At 61.0% G+C, this 26,301-nt stretch carries 31 protein-coding genes and 2 pseudogenes; 4 read left to right on the top strand and 29 right to left on the bottom strand.

The genetic code is table 11. From position 1 onward, the window contains the following. Positions 1-256, bottom strand: a pseudogene (locus C1A35_RS06105) (alpha/beta fold hydrolase); the annotation flags it as partial. Positions 257-374: 118 nt separating this feature from the next. Between C1A35_RS06105 and C1A35_RS06100 the strand changes: the two are divergent. Beyond that, positions 375-1,403 (top strand): GlxA family transcriptional regulator, encoded by a 1,029-nt coding sequence (locus tag C1A35_RS06100; protein ID WP_234822778.1) that lies wholly within the window; start codon positions 375-377, stop codon positions 1,401-1,403. A 108-nt stretch (positions 1,404-1,511) separates the two neighbouring features. Here C1A35_RS06100 and C1A35_RS06095 read toward each other — a convergent pair whose 3' ends face one another. The 24 genes and pseudogenes from C1A35_RS06095 to C1A35_RS05985 form a co-directional block, all read right to left on the bottom strand. Next, positions 1,512-1,886, bottom strand: a complete 375-nt coding sequence (locus tag C1A35_RS06095; RefSeq protein ID WP_104663409.1) for a DUF1515 family protein — start codon at positions 1,884-1,886, stop codon at positions 1,512-1,514. Then, positions 1,873-2,130 (bottom strand): hypothetical protein, encoded by a 258-nt coding sequence (locus tag C1A35_RS36630; protein WP_104663408.1) that lies wholly within the window; start codon positions 2,128-2,130, stop codon positions 1,873-1,875. Before C1A35_RS36630 ends, C1A35_RS06095 begins: the two co-directional genes overlap by 14 nt. A gap of 120 nt (positions 2,131-2,250) precedes the next feature. Next, positions 2,251-2,454, bottom strand: coding sequence for a hypothetical protein (locus C1A35_RS06080; protein WP_104663407.1), 204 nt, complete (start codon positions 2,452-2,454; stop codon positions 2,251-2,253). After that, a complete protein-coding gene (locus C1A35_RS06075) occupies positions 2,451-3,290 on the bottom strand; it encodes a hypothetical protein (RefSeq protein ID WP_104663406.1) in 840 nt (279 codons plus the stop codon). Before C1A35_RS06075 ends, C1A35_RS06080 begins: the two co-directional genes overlap by 4 nt. 25 nt (positions 3,291-3,315) lie before the next feature. Then, entirely contained in the window at positions 3,316-3,807 is a 492-nt protein-coding gene (locus tag C1A35_RS06070; RefSeq protein WP_104663405.1) for a hypothetical protein, read from the bottom strand. After that, entirely contained in the window at positions 3,804-5,468 is a 1,665-nt protein-coding gene (locus C1A35_RS36625; protein ID WP_234822776.1) for a hypothetical protein, read from the bottom strand. The genes C1A35_RS06070 and C1A35_RS36625 overlap by 4 nt, the downstream gene beginning before the upstream one ends. A 109-nt stretch (positions 5,469-5,577) precedes the next feature. Continuing rightward, on the bottom strand, positions 5,578-7,110 hold the full coding sequence (locus C1A35_RS06060; protein ID WP_104663404.1) for a tail fiber domain-containing protein: 1,533 nt from the start codon (positions 7,108-7,110) through the stop codon (positions 5,578-5,580). Between the two features lie 5 nt (positions 7,111-7,115). Next, complete coding sequence (locus C1A35_RS06055) at positions 7,116-7,562, bottom strand: GNAT family N-acetyltransferase (RefSeq protein WP_104663403.1); 447 nt, start codon at positions 7,560-7,562, stop codon at positions 7,116-7,118. Further along, positions 7,559-9,169 (bottom strand): hypothetical protein, encoded by a 1,611-nt coding sequence (locus tag C1A35_RS06050; protein WP_440271500.1) that lies wholly within the window; start codon positions 9,167-9,169, stop codon positions 7,559-7,561. Before C1A35_RS06050 ends, C1A35_RS06055 begins: the two co-directional genes overlap by 4 nt. A 2-nt stretch (positions 9,170-9,171) precedes the next feature. Next, entirely contained in the window at positions 9,172-9,774 is a 603-nt protein-coding gene (locus C1A35_RS06045) for a phage adaptor protein (RefSeq protein WP_104663401.1), read from the bottom strand. Then, positions 9,771-10,373, bottom strand: coding sequence for a phage adaptor protein (locus C1A35_RS06040; RefSeq protein WP_104663400.1), 603 nt, complete (start codon positions 10,371-10,373; stop codon positions 9,771-9,773). Before C1A35_RS06040 ends, C1A35_RS06045 begins: the two co-directional genes overlap by 4 nt. Continuing rightward, positions 10,370-10,693, bottom strand: coding sequence for a hypothetical protein (locus tag C1A35_RS06035; protein ID WP_104663399.1), 324 nt, complete (start codon positions 10,691-10,693; stop codon positions 10,370-10,372). The genes C1A35_RS06040 and C1A35_RS06035 overlap by 4 nt, the downstream gene beginning before the upstream one ends. A 3-nt stretch (positions 10,694-10,696) precedes the next feature. Beyond that, entirely contained in the window at positions 10,697-10,864 is a 168-nt protein-coding gene (locus C1A35_RS36335) for a hypothetical protein (protein WP_199772866.1), read from the bottom strand. 458 nt (positions 10,865-11,322) lie between these two features. Next, positions 11,323-11,499: a hypothetical protein gene (locus tag C1A35_RS35795; RefSeq protein WP_158664991.1), complete on the bottom strand. Its 177-nt coding sequence runs from the start codon at positions 11,497-11,499 to the stop codon at positions 11,323-11,325. Positions 11,500-11,886: 387 nt separating this feature from the next. Next, complete coding sequence (locus C1A35_RS06030) at positions 11,887-12,597, bottom strand: hypothetical protein (protein WP_104663398.1); 711 nt, start codon at positions 12,595-12,597, stop codon at positions 11,887-11,889. Between the two features lie 106 nt (positions 12,598-12,703). Continuing rightward, entirely contained in the window at positions 12,704-13,357 is a 654-nt protein-coding gene (locus tag C1A35_RS06025; RefSeq protein ID WP_104663397.1) for a hypothetical protein, read from the bottom strand. A gap of 105 nt (positions 13,358-13,462) precedes the next feature. Continuing rightward, positions 13,463-14,002: pseudogene (locus tag C1A35_RS06020) on the bottom strand (SU10 major capsid protein); the annotation flags it as partial. 51 nt (positions 14,003-14,053) lie between these two features. Continuing rightward, positions 14,054-15,727 (bottom strand): hypothetical protein, encoded by a 1,674-nt coding sequence (locus C1A35_RS06015; protein WP_104663396.1) that lies wholly within the window; start codon positions 15,725-15,727, stop codon positions 14,054-14,056. Next, positions 15,727-16,851 (bottom strand): hypothetical protein, encoded by a 1,125-nt coding sequence (locus tag C1A35_RS06010; protein ID WP_104663395.1) that lies wholly within the window; start codon positions 16,849-16,851, stop codon positions 15,727-15,729. Before C1A35_RS06010 ends, C1A35_RS06015 begins: the two co-directional genes overlap by 1 nt. A gap of 239 nt (positions 16,852-17,090) precedes the next feature. After that, positions 17,091-18,749, bottom strand: a complete 1,659-nt coding sequence (locus C1A35_RS06005; RefSeq protein ID WP_104663394.1) for a hypothetical protein — start codon at positions 18,747-18,749, stop codon at positions 17,091-17,093. 293 nt (positions 18,750-19,042) lie between these two features. Continuing rightward, on the bottom strand, positions 19,043-19,909 hold the full coding sequence (locus C1A35_RS06000) for a phage tail tip lysozyme (protein ID WP_104663393.1): 867 nt from the start codon (positions 19,907-19,909) through the stop codon (positions 19,043-19,045). Between the two features lie 138 nt (positions 19,910-20,047). Further along, complete coding sequence (locus tag C1A35_RS05995; RefSeq protein WP_104663392.1) at positions 20,048-21,043, bottom strand: DUF5309 domain-containing protein; 996 nt, start codon at positions 21,041-21,043, stop codon at positions 20,048-20,050. Between the two features lie 177 nt (positions 21,044-21,220). Further along, on the bottom strand, positions 21,221-22,171 hold the full coding sequence (locus C1A35_RS05990; RefSeq protein ID WP_104663391.1) for a hypothetical protein: 951 nt from the start codon (positions 22,169-22,171) through the stop codon (positions 21,221-21,223). Positions 22,172-22,251: 80 nt separating this feature from the next. After that, a complete protein-coding gene (locus C1A35_RS05985; protein WP_104663473.1) occupies positions 22,252-22,488 on the bottom strand; it encodes a hypothetical protein in 237 nt (78 codons plus the stop codon). A gap of 152 nt (positions 22,489-22,640) precedes the next feature. Between C1A35_RS05985 and C1A35_RS05980 the strand changes: the two genes are divergently transcribed. Then, positions 22,641-23,051, top strand: coding sequence for a hypothetical protein (locus C1A35_RS05980; protein ID WP_158664990.1), 411 nt, complete (start codon positions 22,641-22,643; stop codon positions 23,049-23,051). A gap of 13 nt (positions 23,052-23,064) precedes the next feature. Here the strand turns inward: C1A35_RS05980 and C1A35_RS05975 are convergent, their stop codons facing one another. Together C1A35_RS05975 and C1A35_RS05970 are read right to left on the bottom strand one after the other, a co-directional pair. Further along, positions 23,065-23,433 carry a hypothetical protein gene (locus C1A35_RS05975; protein WP_104663389.1) on the bottom strand — a complete coding sequence of 123 codons (369 nt, stop codon included), beginning with the start codon at positions 23,431-23,433 and terminating at the stop codon, positions 23,065-23,067. A 314-nt stretch (positions 23,434-23,747) separates the two neighbouring features. Further along, entirely contained in the window at positions 23,748-24,134 is a 387-nt protein-coding gene (locus C1A35_RS05970) for a hypothetical protein (RefSeq protein ID WP_104663388.1), read from the bottom strand. 285 nt (positions 24,135-24,419) lie between these two features. Here C1A35_RS05970 and C1A35_RS05965 point away from each other — a divergent pair, with 285 nt between their 5' ends. After that, positions 24,420-24,716 carry a hypothetical protein gene (locus tag C1A35_RS05965; protein WP_104663387.1) on the top strand — a complete coding sequence of 99 codons (297 nt, stop codon included), beginning with the start codon at positions 24,420-24,422 and terminating at the stop codon, positions 24,714-24,716. Positions 24,717-24,725: 9 nt separating this feature from the next. Here C1A35_RS05965 and C1A35_RS35790 read toward each other — a convergent pair whose 3' ends face one another. Beyond that, on the bottom strand, positions 24,726-25,025 hold the full coding sequence (locus C1A35_RS35790) for a hypothetical protein (RefSeq protein ID WP_158664989.1): 300 nt from the start codon (positions 25,023-25,025) through the stop codon (positions 24,726-24,728). A 604-nt stretch (positions 25,026-25,629) separates the two neighbouring features. Here C1A35_RS35790 and C1A35_RS05960 point away from each other — a divergent pair. Further along, positions 25,630-25,938, top strand: coding sequence for a hypothetical protein (locus tag C1A35_RS05960; protein WP_158664988.1), 309 nt, complete (start codon positions 25,630-25,632; stop codon positions 25,936-25,938). Positions 25,939-25,976: 38 nt separating this feature from the next. Here the strand turns inward: C1A35_RS05960 and C1A35_RS05955 are convergent, their stop codons facing one another. Next, the gene (locus C1A35_RS05955; protein WP_104663385.1) at positions 25,977-26,258 is read right to left on the bottom strand and encodes a hypothetical protein; all 282 of its coding nucleotides are present in this window, start codon (positions 26,256-26,258) and stop codon (positions 25,977-25,979) included. Between the last annotated feature and the right edge of the window lie 43 nt (positions 26,259-26,301).

Here is a 26,301-nt window from a genome sequence, read left to right as displayed (position 1 = left end):
CCGGACCGTCCTTGCGCCCCCAGTCCTTGTAATAGATCTCGACGCCATCGCGGGTGATGATGCGGCTGCCCATGCTGCTTGTTCCCTCAGTGCCGGACGCGCCGGCGGCTGATGCGGTGGTGGATGCGGCCTTGGCCGGCGTGTTCACGGCATTGACCGCGGCCGCGGTGGCGGCGGCGCCGAAGGCTGCCGACAGAACGTTGCGACGCGAAATGCCATTGGAAACGCTTGCGGAAACTGCTTTTGCCTGCGTCATGGTCCTCACCTTTTTGATCTCTGTTGCCCTGCTTCCGTTCCGTGGAAGCGATGGTTGAATTGATAAATCGGCGCGCCTAACCTCTCGACCGGCAAAGCTGACAACGATGGGGGCAGAAGTGACAAAACGAACGACAAGCGAACCGGCGGAAATCGGTATCGTCGTCTACCCCCGTGCCTTGATGTCGGCGATCCACGGACTGACCGACATGTTCCAGGTCGCGAGCATGCAGTCGATTGAGCAAAGCGGGAGGGATGCGCCGCAGATCCGCATCAGCCATTGGAAGCTTCAGGAAGATGGCTCGGTGGCCAAGTCGCGCGACTCCCACGAACGTGCCTCCTCAGGCCTCGTGGCGCTGATCCTGCCGCCCACACTCTCCGACCTGCCCGTCGGCGACCGCATCGGCGCCCTGCCCGCCTTCGTGCGCGAGCAGCATCAACGCGGCACCACCATCTGCTCCGTCTGCGGCGGAGCCTATCTGCTGGCCGAATCCGGCCTCGCCGCTGGCCGCACCATCACCACCCATTGGTCGCACCAGGACCTGATCGCCGGGCGCTATGGCGACATCCGCGTCGACACCGACAGGCTGCTGATCGATGAGGGCGACATCATCACCGCCGGCGGCATGATGGCCTGGATCGATCTCGGGCTGAAACTCGTCGACCGGTTTTTGGGGACAGACGTCATGCTGGCAACGGCGCGCTACATGATCATCGACCCCGGCGCGCGGGAGCAGAGCTACTACAGCGTCTTTGCGCCCAAGCTCGACCATGGCGACACGGTCATCCTGAAAATCCAGCACTGGCTGCACGGCACCAACACCAAGGGCGTGACGCTGCAGATGATGGCAGAGCGCGCCGGGCTGGGCGATCGCACCTTCCTGCGCCGTTTCCAGAAGGCGACCGGCTTCAACCCGACGGAATACTGCCAGCGGCTGCGGATCGCCAAGTCGCGCGATCTGCTGGAGCGCTCGCATCTCTCGATCGAGCAGGTCGCCTGGCAGAGCGGCTATGACGACACCAACGCCTACCGAAAGATCTTCCGCAAGATCCTGGGTCTGTCACCGAAGGAGTACCGCCTTCGCTTCTCGGTTTCGGAGAGTGGACGCGCATTGGGCGCGTCGGCAAATCCAATACCCGCCGTGTGATCATCGTCCGGCAGGGCCGCCCCGGAGCACCAAACGCAAAAAGCACCGCGCACCCTTTCGGGTGCGCGGCGCTTTGATCGATCGGCCAGGATCAGTTACTCCGGCCTTCTAGGCCCTGCCGGCGATTACGAACACGATCCGCCGGATCGCTTCGGCGAAGCTGACGCCAAGGGCCATCGCGGCGATGCCGGTCACCCCAAGCGCACCGATGCCCATAAGCTTCCATCGCCTGACGTCATCGGTCACCGGCTTCATGTCGGAGATTTCGGCGCCGATCGCGGAGGCCGACGCCTCGAGTTCGTTGACCCGCTCGGCGAGTTGATCCATGCGCCGGTGAACGTTGGCTTGGCTGGCGGCCGACTTGTCTTCCGCTCGCCTGGCGCCATCCTCGATCCGATGAATGGATTCCTGCAGGCCGCGCATGCCTGCGACCAGTTCCCCCAACTGGCGATGGACGACGATGTCGATTTCAGCCGGCGACATGATCGTTTTCCCCGTGCTTCGCACATTCGGCCTTCGTCCAGATATCTGCGGCACAAAGGCCGACGACCGTCCGGTCGATCCGACGCTGATCGGCCGGCGAGGCCCCTCGGGCGCCGACAAGGTCAGTTCCGACCACGCCCCGCAGGCCCGGAACACTGGCCGGACGCGAAGTCCCACAACCTGCCAGCATCAAGGCAGGAATCGTAATCAAGGCGCCTCTCGCGAGCGCGGCTCTGAGCGTCATTGTTCTGCCTTTCGATGGCATTGGCGTAGGATCGGGCGCCGTCCTCGCGGATTTCATGGATGAGCCAGACAAGAGCGGCGAGGAGAAGACCGCCGATGAGCAACTTGGGCCAGGCAATCATCATTTCGCCCAGCCAAGGCGCCGTGCCAGCACGTACCAGCACTCGGAGACAAGGCCCGCGCAAAGACCAAAACCCACCTGCATCAGCACCTGCACATCCGGATCTTCGGCAAGTACCAGCCCGGCTTCCGGCGCCAGCAGCCCTTTGGCCACAAGCAGCCCCGCGCCATAGCGCAGCAGGATACGGATGACGACAGCGCTCATTTCGTCCACCGCGCAAGAAACGCGGCAACAGCCTCGACAAGGCGGCGGATACAATTGATTTTGGCCGTCTGAGAAGCCTTCGCACCTTCCGCGTCGCGCGTCCTTTCGGCCGCCTCGGGCCGCAGGACCACAACGACGGCAGGATCGGCCGCCTCCGCCACACGGTCACGGCCATATCCGGCCTTGCGCAACGCCGTCTCGAAGGCGCGGCCATAGGCCTCGATCGTGGGGCCGTTCTGCCTAACGTCACCATTGATGATCGCGCGCGATGCGGCGTAACGATAGTCGGACGGCGACGCCGAACGGCTATCGACCGCGTCGAAGTCGGTCAGCCGCTTGCCGGTAAAGAGCCCCTGCATCATTCCGTCGAACAGGATGCGAATGGCCGTTGCCGGATCACAGGCTCGATCCGGCGTCTCCACGAGGCCAAATTTGCCATAGTTCGCGCGACCGGTGATTTGCGCCAGCCCTCGGCCGCGAAAGGCCCAGCCGTCGTCGCCTTCGACATTGCCGAGCCGGCCACCATAAACCCGGTTCGCAAGCTTGCGCGGATTGCCCGCATAGGGCTCGGCGCTCGCAAGTGTCGGAAACCGGGCTGGCCAGACCTGCGTGAGCCGCCTTGCCGAGTAGTTCAGGTTCTCCTCGAGCGGCCGCATCGTGCCACCGGTTTCATGATGGACCTCCGCGAGGACTGCGGCCAGATGGCAGAGGCTCACCGAACGCCGGCGTGCCTCCAGAACGATTGCCTCCAGGCTGTCGAATTGCGTCGTAGAATAGGCCCTGAAAATACCCGACGCGGTATCGCGCAGGGCCGCGTGAAACGCTGCTCTGTTCATGATTCACCTTTTGGAGATTAGTCGCTTACAGCGCGGCCGCGGCCGCCCACAGGGCGTCGATCTCGGCATCAGAAAGACCAAGAGCGGTCCCAACGGTCGCGATCAGCGGATGCGTGCGTTTGAACGTGGTCGCATATTCCCACTCGATCTGCGCCTTGTCCCGATCCGGACCAGTCGGCATCACGGCGATCGTCGCGGTCACGGTCGAAGGTGAGACGTTGGCATTCACCAGCCCTAGGCGGAGCTGGCGGGCAGTCAGACTTGGCATGCGTTGCCGCAACGCATCTTCTGTCAGCGGCTCGGGGGGCGTATACGCCTCGATCTGAACGTCGGGATTGTCACGCAACCACTGACGGATCACGGGGTTGATGCCGACAGTATCATCGGGACGACTGCAGTATTCGGTGTCACAAGACACGCCCAGATAGTCCGTGATGTTACAACGGATGTTGTAGACGTCGGCTTCTTGAGTGGCTCGAACGGCGTAAACCGTATTCAAAGACATCGATGACATCATGCCGTCCTCACGAAGCTATAGGTCCATGCACCCGACCCAGGCGAATCGTAGCCGCCTCGAGCACGCCAAGTACCAGCAAGTTGCGCCCCAGCCCCGCCAAAGCCGTAGCCGTAACTGGAATTGAGATAAATCGCATGGGCAGAGTTCCGCTCTTTGACGTCAGCGTTGCCCGTTTCGACCAGGATGACATGCCCGATTGGGAAGTTTGTTTCGTCGCGGTTGGAACCGGTATAAATGCCCGCCTTTTGCTCAAAAAGCTGATGAAGGAAGAGCCCCGCCCACGGCATGTACTGGTTACCGTCAGTTTGCAGCAACCACCCGGCATAGCGGATGACATCGGGAGATCCCGCATCGACGCCGAAACCATTCAGTGCGCCACCGAACCTAATCCAACCCGCATTACCAGCCTGTTGCCCCCAAACCCGAATCGAGTTTGAGGCATTCAAATCGCCGACCCAAGCGTCGTCGCCGATCTTGACGTTGAGGCCGTTGCCATTGTTCTTGGTGACAACGGCATTGCAGTAGATCGTGCTGAAGAAATCGGTTTCACCTGCCGCATTCCACGACATGAGTGTGGTGGCATTCGTGCCAAAGCGGTCGTTGGATTTCTGGATGAAGAGACCGCCTCCATTATCACCAATCATGCGGTAGCTGTCAGTGGTGTCATTGGTAAATATCTGGAACTCACCAGAAGCGGCGGCGCCACCGACACGCATGACGTGACCGGACCAAATACTCCGGCCATCCTCATAAACACCAAGCTCCTGAGAAAACACGCCCGATGTATTGAACAGCGACAGGCGAAGGGAGCCGGTAGAATTCTGATGGTAAACCAGACCTCGGTTCACGTCAGTGGGCGTGCGGAACCACAGAAGACGATCACCGCTCGCCTTGGCGATAAACTCGCCATTGGTAGTGATCACTTGGTTTCCGGCGAGCGTACCGCCAAATGTTCCGGTGCTGTTGAAAACAGCAAGCCCTTGGAAATTGTGACCTCCATGGGAGGTGTATGTTAGGGCTCCGTTTCCAGTGGCGCCCGAACCTCCAGATGCCAAAATACGAGCGTCGTAGTCAGTGTTTGCGCCAGACGAATGGAAGTCGATGAACGGTGTATTTGCTATCCCCGCTGGCCCAAGCTCGATGCCCTGGTTGGCGGCGGTGGTAAGCAGGCTGGCTGCGGTTACCGCTGATGTAAAAGTTTTTCCTGATAGCGAGGTCGGCAGACGAGCGTCCGCGATCGTCCCGGTTACCAGGTCGTTCGCAGACCCCGACGCTGCGATGCTCGCAAGTCCAAGCGTCGCCCTCATCGTCGCCGCGTCCGCATCGTCGAGGATAGTCCTGGCGAACGGTGTTAGCGCCGTCGTCGCATAGACGTCGGTCGCGGTCGTGTAGAGGATCTGGTTGGCAACGGTTGTTTGGCCTGCGATAGACTGCAAGCCTGCATCATAGGCCTGCACGTTCGTCCCAATCTCCACGCCGAGCGCGGTGCGCGCAGCGCTTGCCGAGGTTGCGCCCGTCCCGCCAGCGGTCACGGGGCGCGGCGCGTTGGCGTCGGCGGTGAGATCTTCGATCAGCGTGTTGTAGGGCACGCTCTGAATGGTCGTGTTCGGCACGCCTTTGGTGCCGGCGGGAGGCGAATAAACGCCGCCAGTTCTGGGCATGGGATTTCTCCATGAAAGCGTCCAGCGAGCGCTCGGCGTTGGACTGAACCAGACGCCGGGGCGCTTCAGCTATTGAGGTTGTTTCGTCTCGAGGGCGTTCAGTCGGCGGCTACCGCGTCTTGCGCCCTGCGGCAAAGAGCCGGCCGTAGTCGACGCGACGCATGCCGTCGGGGTCGCGGCTGACGACGTCGGGGCGGGTCTTTTCCACTTCCTGCGCCATGACGCCGATATGTTTCGGGCCGTGCCCGGGCTCGCTCTTGTAGCGGTATTCGTAGAGCGAATGCCCATCGAGCTTACCCACTTTTGCAATGTCCTTCTTCAGGCGGCGGTCCGAATCCGTCTTTCCGAAAGGCAGCATTCCCAACATCTTGCTCAGCGCACCGCTTGCGGCCTGCTGCCGCGCTTGATGCGCTTCGAGTTGCCCCCGATAATTGTTTTGCACCATTCCCATGTAATCCGGTGCCTCAATCCTCTGCCCTTGCGTCGGTACGAAGTTCGGACTGCTCACCTGGGCGCCGGAAAGCAGGCTCGAGATCTCGTTTATCGGCTGGTTGCGCTGGGCATACATCTCGTTGAGATATTGCGTCCGCGCCGCATTCTGTGCCGCAAGCTGTGCCTGCTGGGCGTTGAAGGTCTGGTCCTTCAACGTATTGTTGGCGGCCGCCGCCGATTGGTTGTTCTGGTGCATCTGCTGCAGGGCGTCGTTGCTGAATCCGGCAGCGGCGAGCGCCTGGTTGAAGTTCTGCTGCTGCGCGGCATTCGCCAGTTGCATGTTGTTGGCGTTCTGGGTGTACTGCTGGTTCTGCGCCTGGTTGGCGAACTGGCCGCTCTGCAGCATCTGGCCGTAGGCCTGCTGTTGTGCCGCATTCTCGAAGGAGGCGGCCTGCTGCGCCAGACCGACAACTCGGGATTGCTCCTGCCCCGCATTGAGGATCGCCCCGAAGCGGGCGTCGTTCGCCTGTCGGTTCGCCTGGTCGATCGCCCGGTTATAGGCTTCCGAGCCCGGCTGCAATCCCTGGTTGGAAAGCTGCGTCTCCAGGGCTGCGCGGTCCCGGTCGAGTTGCGGGTTCATGCGCGCCATCAACGCATCTTCGTAGCGCTTGGTGTCGAAGTTGGTCTCGTAGTTTCGCTTGACCTCGCCAGCATTGCCGAGCGACGCCTGTATCGCACCGGCGTTCGCAACGGCCCCTTGAACACTCCCGGTGTTCGACAGCGTCGTCTGCAACGTCGGGCCTGGGCCATATTGCTGATACTGCGGCAGGTTGATGGCGCCGGGGTTGCCGGCGGCCGGCGCGCCGGAAAGGTCGATCGGCCGCCCGAGAAGATCGTTCAACCGCGCCGACTGGTTGTTGGCGAGCGTCGCCATATTCTTCTCGGCAGCGTCGGTCTGGTCCTTGATGGCCTGCTGCGCAGGCGAGAGTTTCTGCGTCGCCGTCCAGGTCGGCAAGTCGTAGGCCTTGCCGTTCAGCGGATCGGTCCACTTCGTCGAACCCGTCTGGGAGTAAGTCAGGCTCCCGTCGGGCGTTACCTGGTTGATGTTGCCGAGCGTCCCATTGGCAATTGCGGTTCCGATGTTGGTCGCGGTCTGCGCCGACGCGGTTTCGCGCGGATCCGGCGGCTTCGGAGCTTTGGGTTTTCCCATGGTGCCTACCTCTGGTTGGCGGGATGGTTCCGCCAGTCGTTGTCTGTGAGTGTGAAGATGATTTCTGCCTCGGCCCGCCCGCGAAGGCGGGGAATTCGGTGCGGCGAAAAACCGAAGCGTCCGGCGATCGCGATCATGCCGCTATTGCGCTCGGAAACCCTTAGAACCACCATCTGGCAGCCGATCTCATCGAAAGGATAGCCGAACATCGCCCGGAGCACCGGCCGCGCCAGCCAGCGTTTGCTGGTCGAAGCCGCCGAAAGCTCGATGACGCCCGCTTCCGGCGCATAGTTGTGAAACACAACGCCAGCGACAAGCACGTCGTCTTGGAGCACGCCCATGGTGGTGAAATCGGCAAAGCCGCGTTCGCAGCCGGCAATCCGGCTGGCCACGAATTCGGCGATCGCCCGGTTCGCCGTGGGGTCAGCGGCGCCGCCCCAGGTGATCCTCATGCGCTCGCCTCCCCGGCTTCCACCTGCAATGTCGAAAGGTCCACCTCAAGGTCAAGCTTCATCTCGCCCCCCGAGGTGATGGCGCAACCGACGGCCAGCATGTCGCCTGCCGCCCGCACATTCTGGCGAAAGCTGTAGCGAAGCTGCTGTGTCAGAGCATCCCACACCGCCTTGTCCCACAGGCCGACATCCCATTCCGACGCAGCCGCATTGCCGACCGTGACCTGGTCGGAAGGCGGGATCGTCCTGTCGAAGTCGGCGCGGGCAAAGAGCCGCACCTTCGGCTTGCTTTTCGCCCGGAAAAACATGTGAGCGAGCGTCGCCCGTGCGCGCTGCCCAAATTGCGTCGCCGGCGTAAACTGGGAGAGATAGGCGGCGGTAAAGGCAAGCCCGTCATCGGTACCAGTCGTGTCGCCTTGCCAGCAAAACCCGGCGGTCGAACCGAAGAACAGCCCACCTTGCAAGGTCTCATAGCAGCTTGCCTCCCAGTTGCTGATCGTCGACCAGCGGCCACTCAGCACGTTGAGCACGAAGGTCGTGTCGATAACGACGCTGTTGGCAGGAAAGGCAATGAAGACGAGGTTCTGTTCCGGCCACTGTTTCACCACCCAGCCTGCCCCGGTCGCATTCGCCGCCCGGCGCCAATCGTCCTCGATCGGTCTCGAAATCGACACCTGGCTCAGCGCCTGGCGATCGCGCTGGAACACCTGTGAGATCGGCGTCAGCCCATCGCTGGTGGCGATCAGGATATCGCCGCCCGCGCGGATCCAGGCATTCTTGCCGAGCGGGCGACCAATCTGGTAAACGCCTTTCAAGGCAAAGCTGTTGGCGTCGCCGGGGTCCGATCCGGCATAGACGGCCACCTCGCCCTCCGTCGAGACGAATACGCAGAGATCGGAAAGCCCGTCTCCGCTTTCGAGCGACCAGGAAAAACCCGTCAGCAACGAGCCGCCCTTCTTCATCACTCCGCCCAGGGGAAACAGTTGGGCGGCGCCGCCGATCGAATTGACCGGCAGATAATAGGCATCGAGCGTTGCGTTCTTCAGAAGGAACTGTCGGTTCTTGAACAGCCAGCCGTAATTCAGCTGCGCCATCGTCGTCGTGTCGGCAAAGGTGATCGTCGGCGTCGTCAGCCAGGCGCTGCCGTTGTACACCCGGCGCGGATCTGCGCCGTTGAGGCAGATCAGAAACGAGGTCCCCGCATTGGTGTGCTGGAAGGTGCACCAGTCGCCACCGGAAAGTCCCTCGACGGTGGCCGCAGTCATTGCCGGCGGTGCGGCTGGCGATGTCATGTCGTAGATTGCCGTATCCGTCGCCATGAACAGCTTCTCGAACGAACCGTACTTGTACTTGAAGGCACTACGGATCGTGCCGCCGTCGGCCGCGCGCCCGCGTTTCTGCGAGCCGCCGCGAATGCGGCAACCGACGAGCGTCGGGAGGAAATTGCGAAGGACAGTGGCGGACCCCGGCTGTTGCGAGGCCATGTCGGCCGTCGTTACGAGCCCGTTCCTGGGGGCAGGAAAGGTAATGGGGTGCGAAGTCTGCGGCCTGCCGATGCTGACGGCGCCGCGGTTGCTCTGCCCGATCCTTCCGGGCTTAAGCTCCATTTTCATGAGGCCCCCCGGTCGGCGTTGATCTCCTGCAGAAGATCGGCTTCGAATTCGGCAAGGCTATCGTCGAAGGGCAGCCCCTTCTGCCGTTTCCATCGCCAGAGAATGCCCTTGCCGAGCAGACGCTCCGGAAACAGTGTCCGGTCATCATCCGCGTTCAGCGTATCGCGTTCCTCGTGCGGATCGCCGAGCACCCAGTTCCTGGAAACATAGTCGATGACGGCACCCACGCCTGCCGGCGCCGGTGAGAACAGCAACTGGTTGTCACGGAGGAAGAAAAACGGTTGCGCCGACCCGATCCCCGTGACTGCGGCCCATTGCGAACTGTTGGTGATCGGCCGGAAGCTTCCGCCGGATGCGGTCCGGACGGCGCCGCCCGGCGTCAGCCGCTGATAGTCTGCCGGCAAGGCCGTTGGCGAAATCACGACCACGTGCTGCTTCAGCAGGCGCCGCCAGTCACCGCGACGGGAAATCTCCTCGCCACTCTCCTGTGCCAGCGCCACCATGGTCTGTGCATTCGGGTCGTTCGATCCATAAATGCTGTCGAAACGGTCGAGCGAAACGATATCGCAGACCTCATTGATTGCGGAAAGCAAGGTCATGGGGTCACGCCTCCAACGGTCATCTGGGCATCGCCCCAGCGGGCGCGTTCATCGGCGACGCCGAGCCCTGCAAGCGCCGCCATCTTCAGTTGTTGCGCCGCCGCGGCCTTGCCGGCGTCGCGCTCCCAGATGGCAATCTCCTCGACCAGGCCATAGAGGTAGACATCCGGCGCTTTCTGGAGCAGCCAGTTCGTCGGGTCTGCGGCCGAAAGCGGTGGGATCCGGCCGTAGTAGGTCATGGTCAGGCCATAGCTGCCGGCCGGAAAAGCCTTGATCCGGTTGCCGACGACCGCATAACCGAGCGGCGCGCCAGAGCCGGCAGATCGGTTTTCGGCAAGCTGCTGCAACGCCATGGCGCGGATCGGCCGACCACTCGCGCTCGACACCTGCCGCGCCTCGACATAATCGGTTGGCAGTGGCGCATCGCCCTCGACGACGGCGATCGCCGCCGTCGCCTCCATGTCGCTGACACGCAGCATCCGGTTGAGTTTGAGTTCCGCAAGGCCGACAAAACGGGGGAACAGATGGGCGATATCGTTGCGCCCGCTATATTCGCCCGCATCGACAAGCAAGGCGGCGTAATCAGCAATGATGCTCATAGCCTGCCCTCCTTGGTGCGCCAGGCACGGTTGTCGCCGTCGTTGAGGAAGCGTTTGACGAAACGGTCATCGCCTTCGGAATGGGCCTTCACCAAGCCCGAGGCATGCGCAACGTTGAGCGGAACCGAGGCGACGCGGTGCCAGTCGCCGCGCCAGGCCTTCTCGGCGCCGTTGCGCACCTCCTGGTTTTCGCTCAAGAGATTGTCGACGGGGTAATCGACGCGGTAGACGTCCTTCTCCCCGTCGAAGAGGTGCCAGACCGAGCGGCCGGTTATCCTGTCATGATCGTAGAGCGTCCAGGCTCCATCGCGGATCACCATGGCTCATTCTCCCGGCAAGGGATCGGCGCGCTCGGCTTTGCCGGCCGCGATCAGTGCCTTCGCCGCTTCAAGGGTGACGGATACGACAGCACCCGCGGGTGTGCGTTCATCGTCCCGGAACCAGACGTCGTAGACAAGACGAACGGGTACGGGCATTTTTGTATCGGACATTGATGTCTCCATGAAAAAAGGCGGCTCCGGAGAGCCGCCTTGGCGAGAGTTGTTCTTCTGAAGGCGATCGGGCGCGGACCATCAGCCCGCATCTGGTGTCTGGTGTCATGAATCGATATTGGTGGCGCCCGCGCCAGGTCCCAAGGTCGCTCGGGTGCACGGGCGGCAACGGATTTCATTGGCTCATCCAGGAAGCCCCGCTTGCGTCGGCAAGGTCGTCAGGCCTCCGTGGGGCAACGCACGACAACGGCACCAATAAAAGCCGCGTCGAACGGTCGACGCCGCGCCGGTTGCGATCGAAGTGGTAGCGCGCCTCGCCGAGACGGACGCCTCCCGCAGGCATCCACAAAGTCAAAATGCGGTTCAAATCCAGACGGACAAGACAGCACACGCCGAACTGAGATCGTCGAGCCGTCGTCGGCCAACGCTTCCCGATGCAGCGGCTCCTATGTACCAACCTAAAGCGGCAACAGCAGGTATCTGACAAACAGTACCGCCAGCAAGGCGGCGACAAATCGTCCGACTGTCCTTGGAATGGCCGTCAGTCTTGGTGTCAGCTTGAAGGCAATATCGAGGAGGGAGATGAACAAGTAGGCAATTGCTGCAAATATCAGTGCTTCTTTCAGATGGTACATATCTCAGGCCCAAGAGAGAGAATCTGGCCAACGTTACGTCGGATAGACCCGGATCGCTTTCAACGCAGGCCCCTCAGGTCACCATTGAAGCCGCCTCGCCCGACAGCCCTTCCGGTTTCCCTCAGTAGTCCAGGCCCGCAGCCTCCCGCATAGTATCCTCCAACCGTCCCCGCGACCGACGTTGCGCCACTTCCAAGAAGAGCCCAGACCCGACATCCGATCCTTGGAAGCCTCGCACATCAAAAGCGTGCGCCTGGGGTCGTTCGCCTGGCGAATGACGATTTTCCTGTAGTTGACGAGCGATTTTGGGTTCAGAAGCGCTCTCAAATTGCCCCAAGATCGCTCCAAGCCCCTCCATTTCCCCTGACCCATTGGGCTCTTGAAACGCTATCGCCCAAAATCCGAAATAGTCTTCGTCGCCGACGCAACGAAGAGATCGAACTTATCGAAGAGTGCTGTAGTGATGTCTCGAGACAGGAACAGGTCGTAAACTGAAGGCAAGTCCGCAATCCCGGAGGCCCCATTCCCGGCAACGCGACAACCAAGCCGTGTTCCAGGAAAATCGGGGGTGTCGGAAGCCGCTATCGCGAACGCGACGGCACGTGGGTTTGCTGCCAACGTGTCGCTGCGGGCCGTTTCCAGTGCGCGCTCGACCTCGTCAGGCTGTTCCGACGCATAAAATCCCCACGTGTAGTCGCTCTCTCCCGGCAAGGCCTGTTGCGCGTAACCGGTGATGTGAAGTCCGTACGCCTCGACGGGCTGAGAGAACGGCACAACGGAAATCCGCGGCTCGCCCGCGTCGAGGAGGTTGTATGGGTGAGCCACGATATTCGCCCTCTTGAAGACAGCCTTCTCCTCATCAAGGGTCTTGAAGAATTGGGTGTCGCACGTGAGCAACGCAGCCAGCACCTTCTCGGCGCTCTCCGGCGGCATAGCGCATTCCTTCGCTACATCACCGCTCCTCTCGCAGATTCCGCCGCGGCTCATGTCTTCAAACGAATATGGATCGATTGTCGCCAACACCAGCCCGACCAGCACGACGAACAGCCCGAAGAGAGTGACAACAGTGTAGACCATTACCTTTAGCCACTTCTTCATACCGCCTCCTCACTTGCAGAGATTACTTCGACGTCAGCCCAGTTAGAACATTTCATGAACGAATACAAGGTTGAGGTAGCACTCATTTTACAGCTTATGCGGAAGGTTATTCACCCCACGACTTCATCATCTGCTTGAGCGTGCCGCGACCGGGAAATAGCCCGCTCCAGAACCCTTCTTCCTGTATCGGGGGCTTCGACTGCCAGTTGTCTGCGTTGGCCTGCATTCTTTGCAGGTCCCGCTTTTCGTGCAGTGCCTCCAAAGCTGGCAAGTCGCGCGGGGGTGGTCCGGACCAGGATGGACGCTCGGACGACTCCGAATAGCTCTGGAGACGTGGGTCAGGCACTTTGTCGCTGATCGAACGGATCAGGTCCCCGTTCCGCCGGGCATAATCCACCAGCCCCATAACATCCGCTTCGCCAAGATCGCGCTCCTTGGCGTAGCGTCCTATCTGCCGTCCGACGTCATTGTTCCACTCATCACGCAGGTGGTCCTTGGTGTTGTCATTCCCGTTCCAATTGTCGGTAAGCCAGGATTGCCACTCTCGTGCGGATCCGAGAGACTTGGCCAATCCCGGAAAGTTTTCGCGCTCTATCATAGCGCTCACATAGGCATGCGCATTCGCGTTTCTAATACCGCTCAGTTCTCGTAGCCTTTCAGGCGATAGGTGATTGAGCTCCAGATAATTTTGGCTGTTGAAAGCCTCGACAGCCTTGTTGTGCCTGTCATAGTTCACGTATTTGGCAATTGGATTGGCCAAGTGCTTTCTCCTTGGTGAATGGGTATTTGGGGGCGTTCCGGTAGGTGGCACCCTGAGGCGCGGTACCGAAACGGCAAATAGGCGGGCAAAAACGCCCGCGGCCAATCAGCTCGCAGCGCTCAGCCCAAACAAGTCGGCCGCAACGCCCAAGCCCTTTTCGTTGTGCACCTTCAGCGTGCCTTCGCCGATGATCACGCCCTTGTCGGCGTCGCCGGTCTTGGCCACCGCCTTGTCCTCCTGGATGTTGCGCAACCAGAGGAAGGAGAGCATGTCGGTGTCGAGGAAGAAGGCGTTGCGCGCGAGTTTCGCGCTGCCCGCCTGCACCCGGTTCGGATGGATCATCACCGTGCCGAACGGGCCCTCGTAATAGTCGGCGGTCGCCACGATCGTGTTGCGCTCGCCGCCTTGCGAGACGGCGTAGCGGAACGGCGCCACATTGGCGTCGGACATGAAGGTGACGAAGACCGATTTGACGTAAGGCGAGACCGAGACATGGCGGAAATTGGCGCCGTTCTGGTAGCCGGTCTGCATCACCTGGTCGAGGATCGCCTTGGTGAAGGGGCGCTGTGTGCCGTCGGTCGGCGCCACGGTCAGGCCCGTCGTCGGATTGTCGCCGCCATTGGCGCCACCTGACCCGCGCGAGACGCGCAATGGCGTTGGCCGAAGAGCCTATTGCCGTTCTTCGGCCCCCGTGTCTTATCTCAAAAAGAGGTCGCCGGATTTCGGCGGTTCCACGCCTGATGCGAGCAGCGTCGTGCAGCCCAAGAATCCCTCATCAAACTCGAGATCCGGAGATGGTGTGTAGCCGGTTTCGTCGGTCTCCAAGTCGAGTAACCACCCCTTGCCGGACACACGAACGCTTCCTGTGCGTCTCTCGGTAGTGCGTTCGATCCTGCCCATGCCTTCGGGAGTTTGAAATCCCCATCTCAGTTTCGTCTCGCCTGCAATATTGACACGCCGCTGAATGTACCCGGTCAACATATAACCCGAGGCGTAGACAGGCTTTTCGAAGGCGACGCGCATTGGCGCACGCGCAGCGTCCGCATTCTTGCGGTATGGGCCGGCAGCTTCCTTGAACGCCACCTTCCCGAAGGCATTTCTTTCCTCGCCCAGTGCCTCGAAGAAATCCGGCCGGCACTGCAGCAACGCATTGACCAGCCTGTTGCCACGGCTCACCGGCGGCGGCCCGAGTTCAGCCCAGCCGAAAGTCTCGGCCCCTTCCGGCAGGCGAAAGTCCCTGGTCTCGGCTTCGTCGGGTGCGCAGGTCACCATCGCCTGCTCATCGGGGTCAAAGTAGGAACCGAGCGTGAGGTGCTGCGAAACCGGTGTGGCATCGACATCCTTCTCAACCAAACTCCAGTAATGCGTAAACCGCACACCGTACTGGGCCGCGATAGCACGAGCGGCTCCATCGGGCGTCTGAGCGACCTGAAAGGCCCAGGCAAAGCGCGTCGGTTCACCAGACTGAACCGTCTTTCGTTGAAAGAACCGGGCGATGCGCAGGCCACCAATCTCGACCGGGTGTTCGAATGTCACGGTTTCGTTGTAGGTGTTCTCCGCTTCGGGAATGTGAGGCGCGTTGTCCGGGCTCTCCCAAGGCTCGATCCGAACCCGCGGAAAGATGCGTCTTTCAGCCTTCAACACCTCGAAGAAAGAGGGTTTGCAGGCGACGAACGCGTCAAGAACGTGGTTGGTCTTGACGGCTGGCCGCCTCACCGACGGAAACAGATCCTCTGCAGCCGGGAGGCGCTTCCTGCCAGTCTCCTCATCGGTCGTCAATTCCGCCATTCGATCCTTTGACGCGTCACACATTACGAGGGATCGTGAAGGGCTGTTCGCCTCCCGAACGACGATTTTTCTGTAACTGTCCTCCGGCGCAACCGATGCGTCGCCCTGTGGAACCGATTGCGCGTCGAGTTTCAGCTCGAGCGCACCGCCATCCTGGGCCACGAACCTGGCACCGGGAAGCATTCCCTCGATCGCCTTGGCCACGTCAGATACGCGCCGTTCGACCTCAAAACCCCATGCGAAGTGCGGAACAGCAATGCCGACGGCCTCAAACTGGACATAGCCGCTCAGCGGCAGGCCACCTGCATCGACATGCTCTGCGAACTCGATGGTTTGCCCAGTCACTCCGTCCGAACTGCTCCAATCATAGGGTCTGATCACTGCCGCGCCAAAATCCGCCCTGTTACTGCCGAGAAGCGAAAAGATGTCCGCTTTGCAGGCGAGGAACGCGCCAAACACCCTTCCCGGATCAACCCGCTCAACCGCTGCAGCTGGCGTCGCAAGTACGAGCAGATAAAAGACCGTGCAAAGACGCTTGACGCTTATGGGCACGATCGGGAACCCGCATAATTTGTAGGACATTAGTGCCTTGCCACCGTAAACAGCGTGGAAGGGTCGGGCTCTGCTTCATCGGCCGGCGCGGCACAGGTGAGGAGCCCATCGGCGATCTTGAAGGACGACGATGGCGCATACCCCGTATCCTCGGTCGTCAGATCGAGTTCCCAGCGACCACCTTCGACCGGCTGGGCGCCAGTGCGCAACCGCAGGACCTTGGCAAGCTGATCTTGCCCACTCCTCGTCTGAAAGCCGAAGATCGACTGCCGCTTGCCATCCACCAGGTTGGTGCGCTGGGTATAGCCGGTAACGGCGATACCCCAGACTTCGATCGGAGCGGGAAACACAACGATCGTGGCGGCATTTAACGGGGGTTTGCGTTTTGATTGGCTCGCTGCCGGTACGGCCGTGGACCGCCGCTCGAAGACTTCCGATTCTCCGAACGACGCCCTTTCCTCCTTGAGCCTGGTGAAGAACTCCGGCTTGCAGGAAAGAAGCGCCTTCATCAGACCGTCGGTGTCCTTGAGAGGCGGCAGCCCGATCTCAGGCCTCCCAAAAACCTCTACGGCCTCAGGCATCCGGAAATCGCCGATATCTTTTGCCTCAAGTTCGCAGGTGATCGTCGTCGTCCCGCCATCATAGCCGGCGATTTGCAGCAGGGTAGATATCCCGCCTCGCTCTTCCCACGCCACTTCCGGATCCACGCCCCAGGCCCCCAAGATCCATGGCCTGGACAGTTCCACGCTGTACCGCTCCTCCACACGCTGCCTCACGTCGCTCAGTGAAGCATCCACCTGGAAGGCCCAGCGATAGTTGTCCGGCTTGCCTGCAACAATCTCTCGTCGCTGAAAGAAGCGCAGAAGGCGGAAGCCATCGGCGTCGACCGGTTGCCCGAACGTCACTGCCGACCAGTAATAGCTTCGTGCGTCTCGTCCGTGCAGCGCGTTCTTGGGATCATCGAACACCTGGATCTGGACCGGCCCGAACGCCTGACGCTCAGTCTTCAGCAGCGTAAAGAAGTCAGGCTTGCACGCGCGCAAAGCGTCGAACACCCGTTCTGCGCTGGCGGATGACGCTTGCGAAGACGCGGCCGGGATCGCAGAACTCAAGACAAACAAAGCCGCCAGGGCCGACACGCACCACCTGAACACGATCCCTCCTCGGCCGACGCCGAACGCTCTTTGTGAATAGAAATTTGAGAATGAATGCGGGGCTGATCGTCAGCGCACCGACGAATGCGACCGGCACGCTTATCCCTTTTTTTCACTCGCAGAACTTGTAGAACATTCAGAGAACATACGCAAGGATCGCTTCGCGGAAATAGTATCGCTCACGCGAATCAATCGCCACCGTGCGTCGGGCATAATCGACCAGTTCGAGGACTTCCTGATCACTTCCTATGTTCGTTCCAAAAGAGGGCAGCCGGCTCCGCTGGCGTCTTGCCGGCAGCGAGCGATGTCGCACACCCGATGAAGCCGTCAGCGAAGCCGAGTGCCTCCGAGGGCGTATAGCCAGTCGCATCAGCATCCAGGTCGAGCGTCCAATCATCGGTCCCGGCATAGCTGCTTCCCGTTCGGTTCTCCGCGACACGGATAAGTTCGTATTCACGACCCGGCGTTTGGAACCCCCAGATCAGCTTTGGCTGTCCGGCGACATCAACACGCTGCTGAATGTACCCGGTCAGCATAAAGCCCGAGACATAGACAGGTTTTTCGAACGCCACGCGCAGCGCCGCCCGAGCAACATCTCCATGCTCCCGATACGGCCCCATCGCATCCTTGAACGTCACGTTGCCGAAGGCGTCCTTCTCCTCACCAAGGGCCGTGAAAAAGTCCTTCCGGCATTGCAGCAGCGCGTTCACCAGCCTGTTGCCACGGATCATCGGAGGCGGCCCAAGCTCGGCCAATCCGAAAGTCTCCTCCGCCGCTGGCAAACGGAAGTCCCTTGTTTCGCCTTCATCAGGTTCGCAGGTTACGGTTGCCTGCTCGTCAGGATCAAAATAGGAACGGAAATCCAGGTATCTCGAGACCGGGCCGTTGGCGGCGTCCCTTGAGCTCAGCGAAGAATAGTCTCCCCAAAATCTCACCCGGAACCGCTCAGCAATGGCACGCGCGACCTCACGGGGCGGCGCGTTCACCTGAAATGCCCAGGCAAAGCGTGTCGGCTTGCCCTCCTCTATCGTCCGGCGCTGAAAGAAGCGCACGACCGACAGATCGCCAATCTCGACGCGACGCTCGAAGGTCACGCTTTCGTTGTAGGTATTCGCGGCTTCGGGAACATGAGGCAGATTGCCTGGGCTTTCAAAGGCTTCGACGCGGACCCGCGGGAAGGTCCTTCTCTCGTCCAACAGCACTTTGAAGAACGAGGGCTTGCAGCCGACGAAAGCGTCGAGAATTTTATCGGCTTTAACCGGTCCTTTCACCGACGGAAACAGGTCCTCCGGTGAAGGAAAGCGCTTCCTTCCCGTCTCTTCGTCAGTCGCCAGACCCGACATCCGATCCTTGGAAGCGTCGCACATCAAAAGCGTGCGCGTAGGGTCATTCGCCTGGCGAATGACGATTTTCCTGTAGCTGTCCTCCGGTGCGACCGAGGTGTCGCTGCGCTGTGCCTCCAGCTCGGTACTGAGCTTCAACTCAAGCAGATGACCATCTTTGGCAACGAACTTGGCGCCCGGTAGCAGCGCCTCGATCGCATTTGCAACCTCGGGCAGATTCCGCACCACCTCGAAGCCCCATGCGAAGTGCGGAACCGCAATGCCGACGGCCTCGAACTGAACATACCGGCCAAGCGGCAGTCCATGAGCAACGACAGGCGCTGCGAAAGCGATGTAGTGCCCGTCTATGCCGTCTGGGTAGTGGTCATAAGGGGCGATCGCAATTGCGCGGAAATCTGCCTTGTCACTCGTTAGGAGAGAAAAAATGTCCGCCTTGCACGCCAGGAAACTGTCAAGCACTCCTTCCGCGTCGCTCCGCTCGACCGCCGCTGCATGCGACGCAAGAACGAGCAGCCAAAAGACCGCGCAAAGACGCTTAAGAATGTTGGACCCCATCTGCCGAACTCGCCTCGTAACCCGAATATTGTTGCTCGAACGCGTCCGACAATCGCCTGGAAACTGTCATGAGAAGGTCAGAGAACCACCATTTCCTGCCTTTACGCCGATGCAACCAGGCCGGATCCACGCCCACTGATGACCCGCCATGTTTGTAGAACAATACAAGAACAGATGCAACAGAAATTTGGCAGAAGGACTGTTCAGGGACGTGTCGTGAATGCTGCTTGACTGCCCCCGTCAGGCGGATGGCCCTAGCTCTTCCGTGCCTGCCACGGAGCCCATCTAGCAGGTTACCTTGCTGTGCGGCGGGTACCAGGGCCAACTGTCGACGGGCGCGGTGTTGGCATGGGTGGCTCATAGTCCGGAAGGCTCATGGCACGGCGCGCCTGCTTTTGACGCTCGGCAAGCTTCGGCTCGCCTGACCTTAGGTATCCTCGCTCGATGATGCGCGCTGCCTCGTCAGCGTTGTCCGCCTGCTTTAGCCTCTCCAGGACTTTCTTTTCCGGCGTGTTTAGAAGCTCGTGCTCCAGGAAGCCGAAGCTCGGTTCATAGCCCTGTTCGATCGATCGTTCGTCGTAACCATTCGCATTGGCCCAGTTTTGGAGCGCGTCACGCCGTACTCCGTCCCACTGAAGACTGCCGAGGGCATTGCCTTCATTCCGACCAGTATCATGACCCTGTTGCCACAGATTGCCACGCAACGCCCCAAACCCACCACTTTCATGGTCAGCATTCCCAACAAATCCTGCCGCGACGTGTTCGGGCATCAAGCCGTCCTCAAAGCCGGGCGCGCCCTCTAAGAGACGCCGCTGCAGATCCCGTTTCATCCGTGCGGCGATGCTGTCCGAGAGCTTATCATGCGCCGTAGTCGGTTTCAGGCGTTCGGCTGGCAACACCTGATGGTTCTTGCTGAACCTCGTCGTATCGGTCAGCGTACCCCGATAGTGCATCGGCGCCTTGCGAAAATCACCGCTCATGAGTTCACTCGCCGGTGGATGCCGGAAGCGCGCGCTCTCACCGCGCGTCGGCGCCACTTCGGCGACGGGCTTGCCGCTCGCCAACGTCGGGTTCTCATCAAAATACCTGATCGCTTCCCGAACGGATTGAATTCTGACGGGAAGGCCCATTGAGTTCAGAAATTTGTCTTCCAGGTTCATTTCACACCTCACGTGCTTCGGGTTGTTCTGCCTGCCTCGTCCCGACCTGAGCATGCGTGACCAATCACGGTGCACCAGCGAACGAGAGCGGCTCCTTGGAGCCGCTCAAGCCGCGCTGCGGTCAGGTTCCAGCCCGGCTCAGCTCGCCGCGCTCAGCCCGAACAGATCGGCAGCAACGCCGAGGCCCTTTTCGTTGTGCACCTTCAACGTACCCTCACCGATGATCACGCCCTTGTCGGCGTCGCCGGTCTTGGCCACCGCCTTGTCCTCCTGGATGTTGCGCAGCCAGAGGAAGGAGAGCATGTCGGTGTCGAGGAAGAAGGCGTTGCGCGCGAGTTTCGCGCTGCCCGCCTGCACCCGGTTCGGATGGATCATCACCGTGCCGAACGGGCCCTCGTAATAGTCGGCGGTCGCCACGATCGTGTTGCGCTCGCCGCCTTGCGAGACGGCGTAGCGGAACGGCGCGACATTGGCGTCGGACATGAAGGTGACGAAGACCGATTTCACGTAAGGCGAAACCGAGACGTGGCGGAAGTTGGCGCCGTTCTGGTAGCCCGTCTGCATCACCTGGTCGAGGATCGCCTTGGTGAAGGGGCGCTGCGTGCCGTCGGTCGGTGCCACGGTCAGGCCTGTCGTCGGGTTGAAGCCGCCATTGGCGCCACCTGCCCCGCGCGAAACGTTGGTCGCCAGCCAGGTCGGCAGCGAGCCGAGCTCGCGGGTGGCGCCGGAGACGGAAGCGTTGGTGTCGGCGATCGCATATTCGAGATCCTTGCGGATCTCCACGCCCTTCTTCAGCTTCTGGTACTTGCGCTTCTGCACGTTGCCGGCCTCGGCCACCACTTCCTGGGTGGCGGAGATGATCCAGTCCTTGCGCAGGATCTGGGTGTAGTTGCCGAGCCTCGTCGGCGCGATGATCGTGCCGAAGGTGTATTCGTCGCCTTCCTGGCGGATGTTTTCGCCGGGAGCCGCGAGTTCGTCCGTCTCCCATTCCGGGTGGTGCGTGTTGCACTTGCCCTTTTCGATCAGCGAATAGATCGGCGTATCCTCGGGCGTGATGCGGGAAACGACGTCGGAGAGATCCTCGCGGTTGCCCACGGCCTGCGAGGTCGTGAAGGTGTTTGCTACGACAGCCATGATAGTGTCCTTGATTGATTGAGATAGGTCATGAGCGCCCACACCCAAGGGTACAAGCGCCAAAAGATCAGTCCTGGTTGTGGGGTGCGGATGCGGAACAGATTCCAATTGAAACAACTGGATAGACGGATTTCCGGACTCTGTTTGTGATGAGCATCGGGCGGCAGCCGCCACCGCTCAGTCGAAGTCGACGCCCATCGCATCGCGGATGGAGCCGCTTTTCGTCAGCCGCTTCATCGCCTCCCGGCTCCGGCCCGGCGCCTGCTCGGCCTTGCCTGCCGGCCTTGGCCGCGCCACTGGCGCCGGCGCCCTCTGCAGCTTGCTCATCGCTCGCTTTTTCGCCTGCTCGGCAGCAAGGCCGAGACGGGCATAATGCGCGAGCTTGAACAGCCGATGGTCGGTAACTTCACGCACCTCGTCTTGCGAAAAGCCGAGGGCTTCCGCCACATCGAAGGCGCCGGCAAAGAAGGAGAGACGCCCTTCCGCGTCGGCCGTTTCGGGAAAGGCCTCGATCAGCCTGGCGTTTTCCACGTCCAGCTGTTCGTCGCTTGCCGCCTCGGAAAACGCCTCGACCACACGCGCCGGCGCCTCGGCGATCGAGAGAATTTCGTCGATCCTCTGAAGCCCCGCCTGGTGCAGCGCCCATTGCCGGCGGTAGCCGTCCGGGTCGAGAGCCGCCATGTGTTCGGGCGGCTCCGGCGGGATCTGGCTGGCGAGAAGATTGGCAAAGGCGTTGGCCGATTGCGCCACGCGGCTTGCCATGCCTTCCAGTGCCCGCCCGCGATTGGCGATGTCCTGCGTCTTGTGGCGGTAGTCGCGGTCGCGCATATAGCCGAGCTTCAGCTCGGAAAACGGCACTTCGTCGCCGCCCTTGAGCACGACCAGAAAATCCTCGCCTTCGTTGGCCGCTGCGTCCTCGTCAGGTTCAGTCGGCTCGTCGTCGGGATGTGGACGGTCGTCATAGCCTCGGTCATCGGCTGTTTCTGCGCCGTGGTCGCTCGCCCCTCCCAGCTCCGGGTTGGCCTCGTCTTCGTGCTCCCAGAAATCGAGATCGGCGTCGTCAAGCCCGGTCGCGGGGTCAACGGTTTTGCTCCCGCCGAAAGGCAGGTTGGCACTATCGTTCGTCATGGCGTGACCTTCTTAGGTAAGAAAGGCATTCGCACGCGGTTGCTTCCGCCCAAGAATGCCTCAGTGAAAGCGCTTGCCCGTCAGGCGGGTGCGCCCTTGCCGTCAGCCTTGGCTTGTTCCGTCAGGAACTTGAGCTTGGCCCGGAAGTTTCGGATGGCGCGGGCTTCGGCCGCATGGGCCGCCCGGCCGGCATCGTCGGTGAGGCCGGCATGAATGCAGCCATTGATCGCCGCCCATTCCAGCTCGTTCATCAGAGCGTCGAAGAAGGGCACGTCGAGAATGGCGCGCGCTGCCGCTGCCCGTTCCTCTGGTTTCATGCTGCTGACCTTGGTTGAAGGCATCGTTTTCGACCGAAAAGTCGTTTCGAGTGCCGCCTTGATTCTGCTTTTGTTCTACGCTACCGATGTGCGAACCAGAGCAATCTGCCACTCTAGGTTACATGCGCGCGCGTCTATCGAACGAGGAACCCATGAGAAGATTATCGAGCCTGGGATTGTCAGCCCTGCTTCTGGCCGCCGCGACCTCCCCCACCTCGGCGAGCGGCCAATCGGGAGAGCCGCACTACCTCGTCAAGGCCTTTCTGCTCAAGGACGACAAGACCTTCGATCACGCGACGAACTGGTGCGGCGATGACAGCGTCTGCACTCTCACGGTCGGCGATTATGAGATCGGCTTACGCTTCTTCATGGGCTACGACAGCTACCGCCTGCGTGTTGCGTCGTCCTGGGATGGCGACAATCCCTGCTGCTTCTTCGCGGATGGAACTTACGAGACCTCCGTCGCAAGCGTCCGCCCTCATGCCGAAGTGCTCTACTACAAGACAGACGCCGGCCGCCTGAAACTCGGCACACTCTACATCGCGCTCGAAAGCCTCAAGTAGCCAGAACGCCCCCTCACTCCCTCCATGTGTCGAGCGCTTTCCTCAGTGAAATGGGCTGCCGCTTCGGGTTGTTCCAGGGCGTAGGAGGCGTTACGCAGCCGAAGGGCTGTGGTGCACCCTTGTTGCCATTCGAGGCCCCGAGGGAAATGGGCCGCGCCTGCGATGAGTTGTTCCAGGGGAGCTCTTCGCAATTGTCCGGCAACTTCGGCTGATTTCTATAAGGATCCTCATAGAAGCCCTGTTGTTCCTTGTCGGCCAGCAGCTCCTGCATCGATTGGATCGACGAAACGATATCCTTCAGTGCCGCCATCCCGTCGTCGTTCTTGACCTCGGACTGCAGGGTGTTAAGTTCGGTCTTTACGCCCTCAAGATTTCCCTGCATGCCACTCAGGCCCTTCCGTGGCCTGGCGCTGTAGGTACCGTCACCACGCTCAGACAGTTTACCCAGAGATTTCCGCAGCCCTTCTGCCGTGTATGCCGACGGGCCCTCAAGAGCGCTGCGCAAAAGGTCGTCGGCATAGGCCCTCGCATCCTCGGGGCTTAGATATCCCGCGCCGCGGCTTGGCAGATTGCGCTTGTCGACCCCTGAACTCCGACATGAGCATGGTCGCTGCCGCACTCATCTGGGTCCTTTGCTTGGTCGCTTACTTCGCCGCCACACGCGGGTTTTAGCTGCAAACGCCGGACGAACTGAGACTATTCGCGCCATCGGCCCTGCGCCTCTCGCAGGGAAGAGCGACGGGGAAACAGACCGTCCCAGAAGCCACGACCATTGGGCTGTGCTTCATTGCCGGGTGTTTCTGGGGCAGATGTTTCAGGGGCAGGCGCCTCCGGCAGTCGAGCGGAGCGAGAGACCGGAGCAATCTTCGGGCCTCCTTTGAGTTCCTGCGCCTCCTTGCCGTATGCGTCCTCCCAGAAACCAGGATTCTGGCGGTAGATTTCATAGGCATCGTGCCATTCATTGCCGAAGTCCCGGGCAATCCTGTCAGCGTAGGCTTCGGGCACGTTGAGCGTGTCGTTAAACATTGACTTGCCAAGCTTCTTGCCGACCTGCTTCAGGCCCTGATTGATCAGGAAATTCATGTCACTATCCTTGTTGCACGCGCGACCGCTCGTTCCGACGCCCCATCAAGGGGCGCTAGGTGGCGGCCCGCACGAATTTGAGTTGATGGTTTTCTGGCTTCTGCCAACCGGCATGGGCTGGCGGCTCATGGAGGGTGCAGATCTATGCGGCTTGATTCTGCTTTTGTTCCGCGTTACCAATGAGCGAAAGCACGATGGCGAGCGCCACTTTACCGCGTGCCTGAGTTTTGTTTGCCGCCGCCCTCATCGCGGTGGCATCGGTTTGAGATCTAGGGGATTTGCAGCATGAAGAAAGTCGGAGTTGCCCTGGACGCCATCGCTGGGATCGTCCTCGACATTCTCGATATCATCGTCGTCGGCTTTCTCCTGCATCGTGTGGCGCGCGTCCTCGTACCGCTCCTCAGCTTCGGCAGGATAAAGGTCGAAGACCTCTATGCCGCCGGCACCGGATTCAACTGGTTGGGCCTGAAGCGCCAGGAAAACGGCAGCTATCAGCTCAGCTCGGGTATGGGCACGCTCCTTGCCGCGCTATTCTGGGTCCTGTGCCTGATCGCTTACCTCGCCGTCACCCGCGGGTTTTAGCGAAGAGCGCTACTCGCGCCACCGGCCTTGCGCCTCTCGTAGCGAGGAACGGCCCGGAAATCGGTCATCCCAGAAGCCACCACCATCGGGCGACCGACCGTTGCCAGGTGCCAGTGGCAGGCGCGAGGTCCGTGGCACCAATGCCGACTTCGGGCCGCCCTTCGAAGCACGTGGATCGCCCTGATACGCGTCATTCCAGAAGTCCGGGTTCTGACCGTAAATCTCATAGGCGTCGCCCCATTCGTTGCCGAAGTCCTGCGCAATCCTGTCCGCGTAAGCGTTGGGCAGGCCTCTGGCTTCAGCGGCCACGGCTTTCTCTTGTCTTGGCCCCTGCCGCCAGCCGCCAACCGCATCATCTCCCGAGTAACCCCAATAGCCCGGGTAGTCTCGCTCCGCTGGCGTCATGACGCCGCGCCACGGATTCGGGAACCGGTCCGCCAAGCATGGCCCCCAGTCCGGCTCCAACTTTCTCACCGAGGTATTGCCCTACCAAAGCGCCCCCGAGCTGGCCTCCCGCTCCGAATCGTTTGGTCAGACGGCGACCCAGCCAACCGCCAACAACCCCTCCGGCCCACTCTCCAGGATCGCTGTGCGCGATCTCTACACCGCCGCCGCCATCACGCGCGTTTGAGCGGTCCCTGCCCAAGTTCGGCAGACGGCGGCTTGCTTCGTCGCCAAATTCTTGCAACTCCCGAACCGTCTGCGTCTTCGGGCCGTTCGCAAAAGTGTCGTAAGGCCGTTTGTTTAATCTATTCATCCGATGCTCCTCTGATATCGACTTCCGTCCGTGGCAGGCCTTCGGCCCGTAGAGCAGAAGTCCATTGCTGCTTGAAAGAATGTCCCGTGTCGGGGCGATAGGGCAGAACATCACCCCTGAAGGGCCGGCCAACCTCGGCAAGTCGATCTCGCCCCTGTGGCAAGAGACAAGGCACTGCGGGCCATCGCCCACCCGCATCGACAACTCGCCTTCAACGTGCAAGTGTCAAAACAACGATCTGCCGCAACAGGTGTTCACGTGCCTATAAAATCCAAGAAATTTGATTTCGTCGAACTGGTGGCCGACTTGGCAATCGGCTTTCTGGTCATACGGTTTGTCGAACACACCTTCCCGGAACAATCGTTCCTGGTCCGGTTGGCGCTCATTCTCCTCATCGGCATGCCGATCGGCTTGGCGGTGCACGCTGTATTGAAGTTTGCGCGAAGAGCATGGCAACGGAAGTAGCTGGCGCTCCTGTCTGCAGCCCGGGCTCCAGCGCCGCTCTATTTACCTGCTCTTTTGGTGCATTGGTTATCCCGCTTGACACAGGCAATCTCCGCCGTCGAGCATTCGGCAATGCCATTGACGACTGCGCAGTGCGAGCACTGGTCGGTGAACTCCAGGCAATCCGGATTGGCCTTGATGAAGTCTTGCAGGCTGGCATTCTCGGTCTGCCGCGGCTCCGGAACGGCCTCCGCAGCTGGCGTATCCGCCGCGCGAGAGATAGCCGTCCCGGCAAGAGCAAGCGCCAGGCAAAGTGCGACACGAAAGCTGGACTGCCTCATCCCCTGCTCCTCCTCCGCGCATGTCCTGGCGTTGCCGCGAAAC

Origin of the sequence: Ensifer adhaerens (assembly GCF_002940685.1) — a bacterium.
In the GTDB taxonomy this organism is placed as follows: domain Bacteria; phylum Pseudomonadota; class Alphaproteobacteria; order Rhizobiales; family Rhizobiaceae; genus Ensifer; species Ensifer adhaerens_E.
This window is presented reverse-complemented; position numbering and strand designations above follow the sequence as displayed.

Excerpts from the sequence above, each read along its gene's own strand:
- C1A35_RS06075 (WP_104663406.1), bottom strand. The coding sequence starts at position 3,290 with ATGAACAGAGCAGCGTTTCACGCGGCCCTGCGCGATACCGCGTCGGGT.
- C1A35_RS05980 (WP_158664990.1), top strand. The coding sequence starts at position 22,641 with ATGAGAAGATTATCGAGCCTGGGATTGTCAGCCCTGCTTCTGGCCGCC.
- C1A35_RS06040 (WP_104663400.1), bottom strand. The coding sequence starts at position 10,373 with ATGAGCATCATTGCTGATTACGCCGCCTTGCTTGTCGATGCGGGCGAA.
- C1A35_RS05995 (WP_104663392.1), bottom strand. The coding sequence starts at position 21,043 with ATGGCTGTCGTAGCAAACACCTTCACGACCTCGCAGGCCGTGGGCAAC.
- C1A35_RS36625 (WP_234822776.1), bottom strand. The coding sequence starts at position 5,468 with ATGCCCAGAACTGGCGGCGTTTATTCGCCTCCCGCCGGCACCAAAGGC.
- C1A35_RS06095 (WP_104663409.1), bottom strand. The coding sequence starts at position 1,886 with ATGTCGCCGGCTGAAATCGACATCGTCGTCCATCGCCAGTTGGGGGAA.
- C1A35_RS06050 (WP_440271500.1), bottom strand. The coding sequence starts at position 9,169 with ATGGAGCTTAAGCCCGGAAGGATCGGGCAGAGCAACCGCGGCGCCGTC.
- C1A35_RS06070 (WP_104663405.1), bottom strand. The coding sequence starts at position 3,807 with ATGATGTCATCGATGTCTTTGAATACGGTTTACGCCGTTCGAGCCACT.
- C1A35_RS05955 (WP_104663385.1), bottom strand. The coding sequence starts at position 26,258 with ATGAGGCAGTCCAGCTTTCGTGTCGCACTTTGCCTGGCGCTTGCTCTT.
- C1A35_RS05990 (WP_104663391.1), bottom strand. The coding sequence starts at position 22,171 with ATGACGAACGATAGTGCCAACCTGCCTTTCGGCGGGAGCAAAACCGTT.
- C1A35_RS06045 (WP_104663401.1), bottom strand. The coding sequence starts at position 9,774 with ATGACCTTGCTTTCCGCAATCAATGAGGTCTGCGATATCGTTTCGCTC.
- C1A35_RS06055 (WP_104663403.1), bottom strand. The coding sequence starts at position 7,562 with ATGAGGATCACCTGGGGCGGCGCCGCTGACCCCACGGCGAACCGGGCG.
- C1A35_RS05985 (WP_104663473.1), bottom strand. The coding sequence starts at position 22,488 with ATGAAACCAGAGGAACGGGCAGCGGCAGCGCGCGCCATTCTCGACGTG.
- C1A35_RS06015 (WP_104663396.1), bottom strand. The coding sequence starts at position 15,727 with ATGTCCTACAAATTATGCGGGTTCCCGATCGTGCCCATAAGCGTCAAG.
- C1A35_RS06005 (WP_104663394.1), bottom strand. The coding sequence starts at position 18,749 with ATGGGGTCCAACATTCTTAAGCGTCTTTGCGCGGTCTTTTGGCTGCTC.
- C1A35_RS06080 (WP_104663407.1), bottom strand. The coding sequence starts at position 2,454 with ATGAGCGCTGTCGTCATCCGTATCCTGCTGCGCTATGGCGCGGGGCTG.
- C1A35_RS06030 (WP_104663398.1), bottom strand. The coding sequence starts at position 12,597 with ATGAAGAAGTGGCTAAAGGTAATGGTCTACACTGTTGTCACTCTCTTC.
- C1A35_RS05970 (WP_104663388.1), bottom strand. The coding sequence starts at position 24,134 with ATGAATTTCCTGATCAATCAGGGCCTGAAGCAGGTCGGCAAGAAGCTT.
- C1A35_RS36335 (WP_199772866.1), bottom strand. The coding sequence starts at position 10,864 with ATGTCCGATACAAAAATGCCCGTACCCGTTCGTCTTGTCTACGACGTC.
- C1A35_RS06060 (WP_104663404.1), bottom strand. The coding sequence starts at position 7,110 with ATGGGAAAACCCAAAGCTCCGAAGCCGCCGGATCCGCGCGAAACCGCG.
- C1A35_RS35795 (WP_158664991.1), bottom strand. The coding sequence starts at position 11,499 with ATGTACCATCTGAAAGAAGCACTGATATTTGCAGCAATTGCCTACTTG.
- C1A35_RS05975 (WP_104663389.1), bottom strand. The coding sequence starts at position 23,433 with ATGCAGGGAAATCTTGAGGGCGTAAAGACCGAACTTAACACCCTGCAG.
- C1A35_RS06035 (WP_104663399.1), bottom strand. The coding sequence starts at position 10,693 with ATGGTGATCCGCGATGGAGCCTGGACGCTCTACGATCATGACAGGATA.
- C1A35_RS05965 (WP_104663387.1), top strand. The coding sequence starts at position 24,420 with ATGAAGAAAGTCGGAGTTGCCCTGGACGCCATCGCTGGGATCGTCCTC.
- C1A35_RS36630 (WP_104663408.1), bottom strand. The coding sequence starts at position 2,130 with ATGACGCTCAGAGCCGCGCTCGCGAGAGGCGCCTTGATTACGATTCCT.
- C1A35_RS06000 (WP_104663393.1), bottom strand. The coding sequence starts at position 19,909 with ATGAACCTGGAAGACAAATTTCTGAACTCAATGGGCCTTCCCGTCAGA.